The following is a 13471-nucleotide window of genomic DNA, read 5'->3' as shown; positions in this document are numbered from 1 at the left end:
ACTGCATGAAAAACATCCAAGCTGCAAAGCTATTTGCCGCAATTTTGTTCGCGACTTCCTTTATTTTTAGCTTTTCTCAATTTGGGGCGAAGGCATACAGTAATTTTTTTCAGAGTAATGACGGATATGAGGAGCATACAACAATTGCCGGCATCGATGTTTCTGGGATGAATCAACAGGAGGCCTTAAGCGCAGTAAGCGAAAAGCATACAGAATGGGAGAAGAACACAAATATTCAATTGAAATTCAAAGAAAAGACAGTGAGTTTTGATCTAAGCCAGTTTGCATTTCAATTGAAGGACGCTGTTGCTTCCATTAAACAAGGGGAGAACAATAATGTTCTTGTGTCCCTTGACTTGCAGGAAATGGAAAGCTTCCTGACATCTGTATCAGCCGAGCTGACGACAGATAATGCTTTTTATTTGTCTAAGTTGAATGATAGTTTAGTAGGAATGGCAGCAAGCTTACAATCTGGCAATCAATTAATCGACTTGAATGAATACAAAATAAGCAAAAAAGAAGAGAACGCTAAATTAGCAGAGGCGACAGTGGATACGGACGACCAGAAAAACAGTGTGAAAAAATGGGTAAAGCAATTCCCGACTTTAACGATTAAACCGCAAGCAACCATTTCTTTGCTTGAATGGATGAACGAAAATAATGGGGAAGCTTACTCAGATAAGGTGCTAAGCATTGTGGCTACTGCTGTTCATTCAGCAATCCTGCCAACGAACTTCACTGTTTCAGAAAGGTATACAAGCAATACGTTGCCAGACTTTGCTGATATCGGCTATGAAGCAAGAATAAATAAGAATCAAAAAATGGATTACCGGTTCAATAATCCTAATGAACAAACCTTTACTATGTCCTTCCAAATGGTTAATAACAAACTGTATGTAAGTTTAAATGGAGCTAGTTTGCTATATGACTATAAAGTGATTTTGTCTGATAAAGAAACATTTTCACCAAAAACAGTTCTTCAGTTTGATCCAAGTCTGAGCTTAAATGAAACGAGAATTGTAGAAGAAGGCTCCGCCGGACAGTTGATCAAGGTATACAGAGAGTCGAAGGATGAGAACGGGGAAGTTGTAAAAAAAGAACTAATCAGTGAAGACTTTTATCCACCAGTGAATAAAGTCATTGCACACAGCCTGCTTGTTGAAGAGGATGTTACAATCGACGCTGATAACAGTGCTGCAGAAGACACAGACAGCGATAATAGTGAAGCAAAGACAGATACAGAAGCTTCTGAAGACGACTCAAGCAATACAAAAGATACGGAAACAACGGAAACGGATAGCAAAACAAATGACAGCACAGAAGCGGACAAGACTGCTGCAAGTACGGAAGAAACAGCGGAAAGCACTAAATAATTTTAAGGGAGGGATGCAAGGATGAAACAAATTCGAAAACGACTTGGTGATTTGTTGGTGGAAGCTGGTTTGCTGACAGAAGAACAGCTGCAGCAGGCGCTGCAAGATAAGCATCCGGATCAAAGGCTTGGCGACAGTTTGCTTCAAAAGGGATTTATTACAGAGCAGCAGCTTATTGAAGTATTGGAATTGCAGTTAGGCATTCCCCATGTAAGCTTGTACCGCTATCCTTTTGACCCTAAATTATTTACGATTGTTTCCAAGGAAACAGCGAAAAGACAGTTGATTATTCCGCTCAAGAAAGATGGAGAAAAACTGTATGTCGCAATGGCTGATCCAATGGACTTCTATACAATTGATGATTTGCGCTTGGCTACTGGCTTTCAAATAGAAACAGCTATTGCTTCTAAAGATGATATCCTGCGGGCAATCAATAAATATTATGATATGGACGAAGGCTTTGAAGAATTGCTGTCAGATCCGAATGAGATTGGTGAAAGCCAGAGCGATGGGATGATTGAGCAAGATTCTCCAATCGTAAGACTTGTTAACCAAATATTGACGAATGCAGCAACATTAAAAGCAAGTGATATTCATATTGACCCGCAGGAAACGAAGGTGGTTATCCGCTACCGTATTGATGGCGTACTTCGTGTCGAACGGGTCCTGCCAAAGCATATGCAAAGTGTATTGATTGCCAGGCTGAAAATCATGGCCAATTTAGATATAACAGAGCATCGCATTCCCCAGGATGGGAGAATTAAGATTAATCTGGATTTCCATCCGATTGATTTGCGTGTATCAACATTGCCGACAGTATATGGTGAAAAGGTTGTAATGCGTCTTCTTGATTTAGGGAGTACCTTAAATGACCTTAATAAGCTTGGCTTTAATAAAGTTAATCTTGGCCGCTTCGTTGACATGATTGAAAAACCGACAGGGATTATTTTAATAACAGGCCCGACTGGTTCAGGTAAATCTTCCACTTTATATGCTGCACTTAATCGCTTAAACAGTGAAGAGGTTAATATCATTACGGTCGAGGACCCTGTTGAATATCAATTAGAGGGCATTAACCAAATTCAAGTAAACGGAAATGTCGGCATGACATTTGCAGCAGGATTGCGCGCTATCCTGAGACAAGACCCGAATGTCATCATGGTCGGGGAGATACGAGATAAGGAAACAGCCGAGGTTGCTGTCAGAGCGTCGTTGACAGGACATCTTGTTCTTAGCACTCTTCATACGAATGATTCTTTGGGCTCTATTACACGATTGCTTGATATGGGAGTGGAGCCATTTTTAGTTGCTTCCTCCTTAAGCGGAATTGTCGCACAACGGCTTGTGAGAAAAGTGTGCAGAGACTGTGGAGAGGTTCATCCTGCTTCGGCGCGAGAGAAAGAAATTTTCGCAAAAAGAGGGTTGTCCATCGAGAAGGTGGCAAGAGGGAAGGGCTGTGCTTCCTGCAACATGACAGGCTATAAAGGCCGTGTTGCTATCCATGAGGTGTTAGTTATCAATGATGAGATGAAAAGTGTCATCATGAATGGCGAGTCCTTCACGAAGCTGCGGGAGCTTGCTATTAAAGCTAAAACAATCTTCTTAATTGATGACGGTCTTTTGAAAGTTAAACAAGGAATTACTACAACAGAAGAAGTGCTTCGTGTAGCTATCCCTGACTAGGAGGGGCTAATATGTACAACAATATCGACCATTTGCTGCGGGTCGGCTTTGAGCTTAAAGCTTCTGACATCCATTTGACAGTCGGAGTGCCTCCTGTCATGCGTATAAACGGAGAGCTGAGACGATACGGCAAGGAAAGCTTAACCCCTGCAGATACAGAAACGATGGCAAAAGCGATGATTCCTAAGGAGTTATGGGATGTGTTCACGGAAAAAGGAGAGCTGGACTTTTCCTACAGTCTAAAAGGTGTTTCCAGATTTCGTGTTAACACATATAAGCAAAGAGCGTGTGTTGCTCTTGCAATCAGGGTGGTGCCAACATCTATACCCAATTTGGATGATTTGAAGCTGCCGCCAATCTTAAAAAAAATCAGTGAAAAGCCGCAAGGATTAATACTCGTTACAGGACCGACAGGAAGCGGTAAATCAACAACACTTGCTGCGATGATTTCCTATATGAACGAGACGATGAGAAAGCATATTATCACATTGGAAGATCCGATTGAATACTTGCATAAGCATGGTAAATGCATTATTGATCAGCGAGAGGTCGGCTTTGATACGAAGAATTTCGCCAATGGGCTGCGGGCTTCGTTAAGGCAGGACCCGGATGTTATTCTAGTCGGCGAGATGCGTGATTTAGAAACAATTCAAACCGCAATTACAGCAGCAGAAACAGGCCATCTTGTGCTCGGAACGCTTCATACGTCTAGTGCGCCGGCGACAATCAACCGGATTATTGATGTGTTTCCGCCGTCCCAGCAGGATCAAATCCGCATTCAGCTGGCATCTGTGCTTGTGAGCATCGTGTCCCAAAGGCTGTTTCCAACACCAGACAAGACGGGCAGGGTGTCAGCAACAGAAATCTTAATTAATAATGCAGCTGTTGCGAATTTAATCCGCAACGAAAAGATCCATCAAATTCAAAATATCATGCAGACATCAAGAGCAGCTGGGATGCATACATTAGAAAGCAATGTGAAGGAGCTCGTCCAGGCTGGAGCTGTATTAAGAGAAGCTGCACTTCCATATTTACAAGAGAAGGAGCAAAGCAATGGCTCGTTATAAATATGAAGGAAGAGACCGCAGAGGTAAAAAAACAGGCATTGTTACAGCACAGTCAAAAAGAGATGCCATGCTGCAGCTGAAGGAAAAAGGAATCAGAGTCATGGAAATCAATGAGATTCCCGAAACACTGCTTACAAAGGAAATCACACTAGGCAGTCCGGTTAAGCTGCAGGATTTTGTTATTTATTTACGTCAATTTGCCACATTGCTGAAAGCAGGTATTTCTGTTGTGGAAGCAACAGCTATTCTTGCACAGCAGACAGAAAGCAAAGGCCTTCGTAAAGCATTGCTGTCTGTCGAACAAGATTTGCGTGACGGAAATCCGCTCTCGCAAGCAGCCAGCAAGCATCGCAAAGTGTTCTCCAGCATGTTTGTCAACATGATACGTGCTGGTGAAGCAAGCGGCAGCATGGACGAGACATTGGAAAGACTTGCAGTGCATTATGAGAAGCAGCATTTCACGAAACAAAAGATTATTTCGGCACTTACTTATCCAATCGCGATTGCTATTATTGCCATTATAGTCGTTATCTTTTTGCTCGTAAGCATCGTCCCGACATTTGTTGATATGTTCAAGGATTTCGGCGGTGAATTGCCTGCAATCACCAAATTTGTACTGAATGCTAGTGAATTCATGCAAGTATACTGGTGGCTGATTGTACTGTTGATGATTGCATTTGTTGTCAGCATTCTTGTGATACGAAATAATAAAGCTTCAAAATACTATTTAGATTATTTTCTGCTTCGGCTGCCTGTTTTCGGTAAAATTTTGCAAAAAGCAGCATTAGCAAGAATGACAAGAACATTAAGCTCGCTGTTTTCTAGTTCCGTGCCGATTCTGCAGGCGATCGCGATTGTCGAAAGCGTCATTGAAAATGAAGTGATGTCAAAGGTGCTTATAAAATCAAGAAGCGCACTAGAACAAGGTCAATCATTAACAACACCGATGAAAGCACACTGGGTGTTCCCGCCCCTTGTGACCCAAATGATTGCCATCGGTGAAGAGACAGGCTCACTCGATGCGATGCTTTCAAAAGTTGCTGACTTTTACGAAAGAGAAGTCGAAAGTGCCACAGACAGACTGAAGTCCTTAATCGAACCGATTATGATCGTGCTCCTTGCCGGAATTGTCGGCACAATCGTCACATCCATCATGGTGCCGATGTTTGAAATATTCAACCACGTTCAATAAAAAATATAGGACATTTTCCTTAAAATAACTGTATGAATGAGTCTATTTATCTAGTATAATAGTAATAGGTTGTACACAACCAAAATAAATAACTTTTTTAAAAGAGGAGCAACTAAAAATGGGTCAATTATTAAAAAAACATATTAAAAACGAAAAGGGTCTTACGCTAATTGAGCTTTTGGCTGTTATCGTTATTTTAGGTATTATTGCTGCGATTGCTATTCCTAGCATTGCGAATATTATTGAGAAATCTCGTTTTGATGCTGTTAAAGCAGATGCTGTACAGATTTTGAATAGTGCACAGACTTATATCTCTGCAAATGATTATCAAACAGGAACTTTAACAAATGAGCAATTAGGAACATATGTTCAAAATGTTGATACATTTAAAACAACTGGAACAGGTGCATATAGTGTAACTGTTGGCGCAAATGGTGCATTAACGTTCACTGGTACAGGAAATAAAGGGAATGTAACTGTTACAATAACGAATGCTACTCTAAAACAAATTAATGATGCTAAAAAAGCGACTAGCGGTAATAGCACAGCTATTCCAGCTAGTTAAGGATATAGAATATGATCTACCTACTAATCTTCCTATACGGAATAACACTAGGCTCCTTTTATAACGTTGTCGGGCTCAGGGTTCCATTGCAGAAATCGATTGTTAGGCCAAGATCACATTGTACGAATTGCGGGCATACTTTAACACCGCTAGAATTAATACCTGTTTTAAGCTATATGTTCGTAAGGGGGAAATGCAGGTGCTGCAAAGCATCGATTTCCCCCTTATATCCTATATTTGAGCTTTTGACAGGTGTTCTTTTTGTTTTATGCCCTGTTATTCTTGGCTGGGAAGCAGAGCTGTTTGTAGCGTGGACGTTCATCTCATTATTGATGATCATCACTGTTTCTGATATAGAATATATGATTATTCCAGATAAGGTGCTGCTGTTTTTTGGCATCTTGCTGTTAGGAGAACGAATTTTTATTCAGTTGGATCCCTGGTGGGACAGCTTGCTTGGGGCAGTTGTCGGTTTTGTGCTTTTGTATGTGATTGCAGTGGTCTCAAAAGGCGGCATGGGAGGCGGAGATATAAAGCTGTTTGCCGTTATTGGATTGGTGCTTGGTATGAAGCTCGTCCTTTTGACCTTCTTCCTTTCCACCATATTTGGAACTGCAGGCGGCCTTATTGGCATGGCTGCAGGTAAAGTGAAAAAAAACAAGCCGATTCCGTTCGGTCCGTTTATCGTGATTGGTGCGCTTGTGAGTTATTTTTATGGCAATGACTTAATCAATTGGTATTTAAATGTATTTCTTTAAGGAGCAGAGGTATGGCTATACGATTTAATTTAGGAAAAAGCAAATATGTCAACTTAACAGTGAAAGACCATTGTATCCGCTATGTGGAAATGAAGCACGGCCATGATACATCTGTCCAAAGCTGGGGTGAGCGTTTCTTGCCGGCAGGCTTGATTCAAGATGGTGCAATCCAGGATTTGCAAACCTTCTCCATGATATTGGAAGAGTGTATTCAAGAATGGAAAATTGCCAAAAAACAAGTCCGCTTCCTTGTTCCTGATTCATCTGTGGTTATCCGAAAAATTTCCATTCCGGAAGATGTAACCCCTGATGAAATTAAAGGATACTTATACATGGAATTGGGGACGTCTATCCATTTGCCGTTTGAAAACCCTGTTTTTGATTACCATCTGTTAGCAGAAAAAGATAAAAATAAGCAACAAATCATTCTGTTTGCAGCACCAGAAGACAATATTGCAGAGCTGTCCGAGATTCTTGATGAAGTGAAGCTGAAACCAGCAGCTGCTGATATTTCCGCACTTGCCCTTTATCGTTATTATCACCATACAAGCAACTCGCCGTCCAATGACGGGGTGATGATTATTGAAGTGGATTTAAAGACAGTAAATGTGAGCATTTTTGAAAATCATCATCCGCTTTTTATGCGCCATTTGATTATTGAAGTAGACAATGAGCAGTGGGTGCAGAAAAATGCATCAGAAGGACTTACATTTACGGGAGATAAAGCGGAAGTTTGGAACGGCCTTGACGATATCTATAAAGAAATAGAAAAAGTAATGAGCTTTTACCGTTATACTCTCAACAAGGGAGATAGACAAGTAAAAAAAATAGTGATTACCGGAGACCATCCTTGGCTGCCTGCAATTGTTGAGCAAATTAAGGAAAGATTTGATAATGCAGAACAGATGAAGGATTTTGGCCCGAGTTTGAATGATGAGCCTATACCAACGAGCGTACATGTCAACATTGGTTTAGGATTAAAAGAGGTGTAGGTCATGCTTGTAGAAATTAACCTCCTTCCTAAAAAAGAGCCTAAGAAAACAGCCATGCTTGTTTGGGTTCTTGCAGCAGCAGCTCTTGCTGCCCTGCTTGCAGGCTTGTTCTTTTGGCAGTACACCAATGACAAGAAAAAGCTGAATTCGGTTGAGGATAGCCTTGTACTTTCCAATAATATTGTAAAGTCTTCAGAGGCCAGCTTGAAAAACTATCAAGAATCAGATTCTGCAAAGGACTTGAAGAATGCCATCACTTGGGCGAATGAACAAAAAGTGGACAATGTTTTCCTTTTGAAACAGCTCACAGCTATTCTGCCTAATAGAGGATTTATTCAAGAACTGGAAGTGAGTGAAAAGCAAAAAGTTACGCTTAAAGTACAGTTCGATACAAAAAGTGATGCTGCGTATTATTTGAATTCGATCCTGCAATACAGCTGGGTCGATGAAGCGATATTGGTAGACAGCAAATCTACGGATATATTAGAAGGCAAAGTGAGTGAAGAGATAGACGAGGCTATTGAAACACTGAAGGAAGGCGATATTGAACCAAGATATTATGCTTCCTATGAAATATTGTTTACAACTGCTGGTTTAACGGCAGCAGCAAAGAATGAAGAAGGGGAGGAGTCCCCATGAGATTAGGTGAAAACAGATCGCTGTTTTTGTTCCTGCTTTCTGCTTTGCTTATTTTAGGTGCTGGTGCTTATGTTTATTTTGCATACTTACAGCCGCTATCTAACCAGGTGGACACAAAAGAGACAGAGCTTCAGCTTGTGGAGCAGCAGGTCACGATTCTTGATTCGAAAATTAAAGCAGCTAAAGAAAGCACTAAAACAAGCACTGTTCAGCTACAGCAGCAGGTTCCTGTTAAAAGACTGCTTGAACAGGCACTCCTGGAAATAGAAAAAGCAGAAATTATTTCCGACACGAATCTTATTGAAATAAAGCTGAATGGTACAGATTCAGACGAAACGGTGACAGAGGAAGATTTAACAACAGCTGATAAAGCTATTGATGATGCCAATAAACAAGCAGGTGACGAATCAGAAAATGATGCTGCAGCCTCTGAAACAACGTTGCCAAATGGCATTAAGAAAACAGCCATTAATATATTAGGAGAGGCTAACACCTATTTCGACCTGGAGAAATTGCTGGAAGAGCTGCAGTCCTCAAAACGGATTATGGATATTGATTCCTTAAAAATTACTGGAACGAAGGAAGTAATGGAAGTGGAAGACAATGACCAGAAAATCGAATTTGAAATGACTGTATCCATTTACTACTATCCAGAGCTGGAAGACTTGATCAATGACTTGCCGTCAATGGAAAGCCCTGCTTCAGCAGACAGGAAGAACCCATTTGCTGGGGTGTCTACAGAGGAAGATGAGTAAAACGAATAGATTGCTATATACTAGACTCAATGAACGAGGATTGACCCTTGTAGAGCTTCTTGCAGTAATTGTCATTATAGGTATCCTTGCGGCAATTGCAGTCCCATCTATCATAAAGGTAATCCATGATATGAGAGACAAGTCATTTGTTGCTAATGCATGGAATATGAAGGAAGCAGCAGACTTCTATATCAAGGAAGCTACCACAAGCGGTCATGGTGCAAATGATCGGATTACGTACGAAGAGCTTGTTGAGAACGGTTATATGAGTGCATTTAATGATCCAGATACGGATGATCCCCTCCCGCTCTCTGCCGACAGCTATGTGACGATAAATAATAATGAAACGATTGCGGTGTGCATTAAAGGGGAAAAACGAAATCTTTGCACAAGTGAAGGCGAGGAACAGCCGATTCAATATAAGGACTTAAAAGTGAGTCTGATTATGTCTAATAAAAACTGAATTTGACGAAATCATTCTATAACAAGACGACAAAAGTCTTGTTATTTTTTTTTGCTAGTATGATAGGATGAACAAAACTAGTAAATGGAGGTAGGACGAGTGACAGAAAAGCCGGAGAACCGCAAAACGATCACTATCAAAATCAACGGAAAAGACCGTCCGTTCCAAAACAAAGAAAATCAAATGAAATCAGATGAACAGCAGGATGCTTTTGTAAATAACAAGGATTCTATTCTGCCGAAAAATTCTGCAGAGGAAGTGGCGGCAGGCAGCGAGGCACTGGAAGATGAGAGCTTTGACTGGATTCTTCCTAATGCTGCTGATGAAGAGGAATCCGACGACATAAAGGAATTTCAATTGCAGACTGACCAGAAAAGCAAGGGCAATATGCTTGCAAAGATGAAGCAAAAAGGCAGCAAAAGAAATCTATCAAAAGGAATGGTTGCATCGATTTTTTTTGCTGTGTTCTTTGCGATTGTGCTAGGGACGGGGTTTGGTTTCGTGCTGCTGAAAATGGTCGATACAGATAAGGCAGCAATCGCAGGCAATAATGCAAGTGCACCTGCACAATCAGCAGGCACGGATAATACCGGTGAAGCTGCAGCAGGCACAGTTGCGGCAACAAAAGCAGAAATCAGCACCTTTGTTGTACAGAATAACATTTACACAGCAGAGGATGGAGCAGATAAAGAGGTGGACCGACTTACAGAGAAAGGCATTGTTGCCCAAAAGGTGCCGATAGATGGGAAGTTTGCGATTTACCTAGGCATAGCTGCTGATATAGACAATGCGAAAAGCATGAAAACAGAAAAAGAAGCAGACGGAGCATCTGCATTTGCCAAGGAAATGGTGTTTCCGGGAGGCGAAGCAGGTAAGGTGACTTCAACAGAAAAGCAGTTCCTTGATGCTGCACCAGAAATATACGGTGCTGCAAGCGACGCTTTAACAGCTGCATATGCTGGCGGCACAATCCAGGAAGATACAGCGAAAAAACTAAGTGATCAGCAAAAGATTCTTGATGAGATGAAAATAAGTGAATTTAAGGAAGCTTCCATCAAGAAAGCAGCCGAAGGTCTTGCATCAGGAGTAAAAGGTGCAGCTGCCCTCGGACAGGACAGCAGCGCAGCCAATCAAGAAGCTGTTCAAAAGTCACTTTTAGCTTTTTTGGCAAACTATGTCGAAATTGGTTCATAAACTTTATATTACCTGGGAAATAATAAAGGGAGCAAAATGCTTCCTTTATTTTTCTTGGCGAAATTTGCAACTCTCCTGAAACTAATTGCATGATGTTTACGTCATATTTAGGAAGAGAAGCTAAAGGGAATTTTCGATATATTTCTACATATTACGTCATGTTACATTTCATTTACTATTTGTTAAAAAATTCTCGTTGAAAATTGTATCTGTATGTATTCTTTGATAGGATAGGTTTGTATCTCCCATTATGAAATGTTAGGTTGGTGGAATCATGATTAAGAAAACCCTCATATTAGCCTCATCTTCTCCTCGACGAAAAGCGCTCCTTGAAGATCTTCATATATCTTTTGAAGTTTCCAGCAGTGACGCAGATGAAAGCTTTGACAACTCCCTTGCACCTGGAGAAATAGTGATGGAATTGGCCAGAAGAAAGGCGGACGCTATCTCAAAGGCGAATCCAGACAGCTATTGTTTAGGTGCGGATACGATTGTATACCATAATGGGAATGTTCTCGGAAAACCTGCTTCCAGACAAGATGCGTATCAGACCTTAAAGGCATTGTCCGGGGCGGAGCACGCCGTTTATACAGGTGTATCCATCGCGGTGAATGGAAAGCATACTGCTTTTTTTGAAAAAACAAATGTTCTGTTTTGGGAATTGACAGATGCAGAAATAAACGCATATCTCGACACCGGGGAACCGTTTGATAAGGCTGGTGCCTATGGCATTCAAGGAGTAGGCAGACTTTTAGTGAAAGAAATCAAAGGAGATTATTTTACGGTAGTTGGACTGCCGATATCCAGGACCATCCGCGAGCTGCGGGCCCTTGGATTTGACATGCCTCATTAAAAAGGTTAACACCCCCATCTCTGTTCTCTTCATAGAATAGGTGATAGGAGGATAATATAAGCATGGACTCTATATTAATGAAAGACTATCCGGAAGAGGAGCGGCCCAGGGAACGTTTTATGCTTAAAGGGGCTGAAAGCCTGTCCAATAATGAACTGATTGCCATCCTTATTCAGACTGGTTCAAAGGAAGAATCAGCTTTGGATGTTGCCAACAGACTGCTCCATCACTTCAATGGTTTAAGAACCTTGAAGGATGCGACATTGGACGAGCTAAAGGCGATTAAGGGCATCGGAACGGCCAAAGGGTTGCAGCTTTTGGCGGCTTTGGAGCTGGGCGGGCGTGTTTCAAAGCTTGCCTTTAATGGGAGATATACAATACGCTCTCCTGAGGATGCCGCCAAATACATGATGGATGAAATGAGATTCCTGTCACAGGAGCATTTTATCTGCTTGTACCTCAATACGAAAAACATTGTCATGCATAAGCAGACAATTTTTATTGGCAGCTTGAATGCGAGCATCGTTCATCCTAGAGAGGTATATAAGGAGGCAATTAAGCGTTCAGCAGCTTCGGTCATTTGCCTGCATAACCACCCATCCGGTGATCCTTCTCCAAGCAGGGAGGATGTGGAGGTAACAAGGAGACTGGCGGAAAGCGGAAAAATCATCGGGATAGATTTGCTCGATCATATCATTATTGGGGAAAATAAATTTGTTAGTCTAAAGGAAAAAGGATATATATGAGACTGTTCTTTTATCCATATTTAAGATATAATATTGTTTATGATTTTTTTGCCTAAATATGTCTGAATATGACAAAAAATATATGATTATGATAACAAGGAGAAAATCTACCTGCTTAAAAAATAGCATTTAGTTTCAGAAAGGGAGATACAATATGTTTGGAATTGGAACAAGAGACCTTGGAATTGATTTAGGAACAGCGAACACATTAGTTTATGTAAAAGGGAAGGGGATTGTTGTAAGAGAGCCATCTGTTGTCGCACTGCAAACAGATACGAAAAGCATCGTTGCAGTCGGAAATGATGCAAAGAACATGATCGGAAGAACACCTGGAAATGTGGTTGCACTTCGACCAATGAAAGATGGAGTTATTGCTGATTACGAAACAACAGCTACAATGATGAAGTACTATATTAAACAAGCTACAAAAAACAAAGGGTATTTCTCTGGAAAACCTTATGTGATGGTTTGTGTGCCTTCAGGCATCACAGCAGTAGAAGAAAGGGCTGTTATCGACGCGACACGCCAAGCAGGAGCCCGAGATGCATATACAATCGAAGAGCCGTTTGCAGCAGCGATTGGAGCTAACCTTCCTGTATGGGAGCCGACAGGTAGCATGGTTGTTGACATTGGTGGAGGTACAACCGAAGTGGCAATCATTTCATTGGGTGGTATCGTAACAAGCCAATCAATCCGTATCGCCGGTGATGAAATGGACGATGCTATTGTAAATTATATCCGCAAAACATATAACTTGATGATCGGTGAAAGAACATCAGAAAGCATCAAAGTGGAAATCGGCAGTGCAGGCAGCCCGGGAGAAATGGAAAACATGGATATCCGCGGCCGAGACTTGCTGACAGGTCTTCCAAAAACAATCAAAATCACGGCAGAAGAAATTGCGATTGCCTTAAAAGACACAGTTGCAGCAATTGTGGACGCAGTGAAGGTAACATTGGAGAAAACTCCTCCAGAACTTGCAGCTGATATTATGGACAGAGGTATCGTCCTTACTGGAGGCGGTGCGCTTCTTCGCAACTTGGATAAGATTATCAGTGAAGAGACAAAAATGCCTGTCGTTATTGCAGAGGATCCACTAGATTGTGTGGCAACCGGAACTGGAAAAGCCCTTGATCACATCCATCTGTTCAAAAACAAAGCAAAAGATTCACGATAATTCCTTTAGAGGTG

At 41.3% G+C, this 13471-nt stretch carries 14 protein-coding genes; all 14 read left to right on the top strand.

The features are described from left to right. Positions 1-5 precede the first annotated feature (5 nt). Positions 6-1373 carry a G5 domain-containing protein gene (locus tag ACLIJJ_RS04530; RefSeq protein WP_411410586.1) on the top strand — a complete coding sequence of 456 codons (1368 nt, stop codon included), beginning with the start codon at positions 6-8 and terminating at the stop codon, positions 1371-1373. A gap of 21 nt (positions 1374-1394) precedes the next feature. Then, positions 1395-3056: a GspE/PulE family protein gene (locus ACLIJJ_RS04525; RefSeq protein ID WP_251644885.1), complete on the top strand. Its 1662-nt coding sequence runs from the start codon at positions 1395-1397 to the stop codon at positions 3054-3056. An 11-nt stretch (positions 3057-3067) separates the two neighbouring features. Beyond that, positions 3068-4123, top strand: a complete 1056-nt coding sequence (locus ACLIJJ_RS04520) for a type IV pilus twitching motility protein PilT (RefSeq protein ID WP_233318394.1) — start codon at positions 3068-3070, stop codon at positions 4121-4123. After that, complete coding sequence (locus tag ACLIJJ_RS04515; protein ID WP_341077985.1) at positions 4110-5315, top strand: type II secretion system F family protein; 1206 nt, start codon at positions 4110-4112, stop codon at positions 5313-5315. Before ACLIJJ_RS04520 ends, ACLIJJ_RS04515 begins: the two co-directional genes overlap by 14 nt. Positions 5316-5433: 118 nt before the next feature. Then, on the top strand, positions 5434-5880 hold the full coding sequence (locus tag ACLIJJ_RS04510) for a prepilin-type N-terminal cleavage/methylation domain-containing protein (RefSeq protein WP_237941758.1): 447 nt from the start codon (positions 5434-5436) through the stop codon (positions 5878-5880). An 11-nt stretch (positions 5881-5891) separates the two neighbouring features. Then, positions 5892-6638, top strand: a complete 747-nt coding sequence (locus tag ACLIJJ_RS04505; protein WP_233318400.1) for a prepilin peptidase — start codon at positions 5892-5894, stop codon at positions 6636-6638. Between the two features lie 11 nt (positions 6639-6649). After that, on the top strand, positions 6650-7630 hold the full coding sequence (pilM, locus tag ACLIJJ_RS04500) for a type IV pilus biogenesis protein PilM (protein WP_411410585.1): 981 nt from the start codon (positions 6650-6652) through the stop codon (positions 7628-7630). 3 nt (positions 7631-7633) lie between these two features. Then, positions 7634-8269 (top strand): fimbrial assembly protein, encoded by a 636-nt coding sequence (locus tag ACLIJJ_RS04495; RefSeq protein ID WP_233318404.1) that lies wholly within the window; start codon positions 7634-7636, stop codon positions 8267-8269. After that, a complete protein-coding gene (locus tag ACLIJJ_RS04490) occupies positions 8266-9024 on the top strand; it encodes a pilus assembly protein PilO (protein ID WP_233318407.1) in 759 nt (252 codons plus the stop codon). The genes ACLIJJ_RS04495 and ACLIJJ_RS04490 overlap by 4 nt, the downstream gene beginning before the upstream one ends. Next, a complete protein-coding gene (locus ACLIJJ_RS04485; protein WP_411410584.1) occupies positions 9017-9487 on the top strand; it encodes a type II secretion system protein in 471 nt (156 codons plus the stop codon). Before ACLIJJ_RS04490 ends, ACLIJJ_RS04485 begins: the two co-directional genes overlap by 8 nt. A 99-nt stretch (positions 9488-9586) precedes the next feature. Continuing rightward, the gene (locus ACLIJJ_RS04480; RefSeq protein WP_233318410.1) at positions 9587-10681 is read left to right on the top strand and encodes a hypothetical protein; all 1095 of its coding nucleotides are present in this window, start codon (positions 9587-9589) and stop codon (positions 10679-10681) included. A gap of 274 nt (positions 10682-10955) precedes the next feature. Then, a complete protein-coding gene (locus ACLIJJ_RS04475) occupies positions 10956-11534 on the top strand; it encodes a Maf family protein (protein WP_233318412.1) in 579 nt (192 codons plus the stop codon). A 62-nt stretch (positions 11535-11596) separates the two neighbouring features. Then, positions 11597-12280: a RadC family protein gene (radC, locus tag ACLIJJ_RS04470; protein ID WP_237941755.1), complete on the top strand. Its 684-nt coding sequence runs from the start codon at positions 11597-11599 to the stop codon at positions 12278-12280. A gap of 154 nt (positions 12281-12434) precedes the next feature. Further along, entirely contained in the window at positions 12435-13457 is a 1023-nt protein-coding gene (locus ACLIJJ_RS04465) for a rod shape-determining protein (RefSeq protein ID WP_233313003.1), read from the top strand. Positions 13458-13471: the final 14 nt, after the last annotated feature.

The organism is Niallia laureatilytica, from assembly GCF_046613985.1.
GTDB lineage: Bacteria > Bacillota > Bacilli > Bacillales > Cytobacillaceae > Niallia.
The sequence above is the reverse complement of the archived record's forward strand: the minus strand, read 5'-3'. Positions and strand labels throughout refer to the sequence as shown.

What these genes read in the sequence shown, in the direction of transcription:
- ACLIJJ_RS04530 (WP_411410586.1), top strand. Translation starts at nt 6, where the DNA reads ATGAAAAACATCCAAGCTGCAAAGCTATTTGCCGCAATTTTGTTCGCG.
- ACLIJJ_RS04525 (WP_251644885.1), top strand. Translation starts at nt 1,395, where the DNA reads ATGAAACAAATTCGAAAACGACTTGGTGATTTGTTGGTGGAAGCTGGT.
- ACLIJJ_RS04520 (WP_233318394.1), top strand. Translation starts at nt 3,068, where the DNA reads ATGTACAACAATATCGACCATTTGCTGCGGGTCGGCTTTGAGCTTAAA.
- ACLIJJ_RS04515 (WP_341077985.1), top strand. Translation starts at nt 4,110, where the DNA reads ATGGCTCGTTATAAATATGAAGGAAGAGACCGCAGAGGTAAAAAAACA.
- ACLIJJ_RS04510 (WP_237941758.1), top strand. Translation starts at nt 5,434, where the DNA reads ATGGGTCAATTATTAAAAAAACATATTAAAAACGAAAAGGGTCTTACG.
- ACLIJJ_RS04505 (WP_233318400.1), top strand. Translation starts at nt 5,892, where the DNA reads ATGATCTACCTACTAATCTTCCTATACGGAATAACACTAGGCTCCTTT.
- pilM (WP_411410585.1), top strand. Translation starts at nt 6,650, where the DNA reads ATGGCTATACGATTTAATTTAGGAAAAAGCAAATATGTCAACTTAACA.
- ACLIJJ_RS04495 (WP_233318404.1), top strand. Translation starts at nt 7,634, where the DNA reads ATGCTTGTAGAAATTAACCTCCTTCCTAAAAAAGAGCCTAAGAAAACA.
- ACLIJJ_RS04490 (WP_233318407.1), top strand. Translation starts at nt 8,266, where the DNA reads ATGAGATTAGGTGAAAACAGATCGCTGTTTTTGTTCCTGCTTTCTGCT.
- ACLIJJ_RS04485 (WP_411410584.1), top strand. Translation starts at nt 9,017, where the DNA reads ATGAGTAAAACGAATAGATTGCTATATACTAGACTCAATGAACGAGGA.
- ACLIJJ_RS04475 (WP_233318412.1), top strand. Translation starts at nt 10,956, where the DNA reads ATGATTAAGAAAACCCTCATATTAGCCTCATCTTCTCCTCGACGAAAA.
- radC (WP_237941755.1), top strand. Translation starts at nt 11,597, where the DNA reads ATGGACTCTATATTAATGAAAGACTATCCGGAAGAGGAGCGGCCCAGG.
- ACLIJJ_RS04465 (WP_233313003.1), top strand. Translation starts at nt 12,435, where the DNA reads ATGTTTGGAATTGGAACAAGAGACCTTGGAATTGATTTAGGAACAGCG.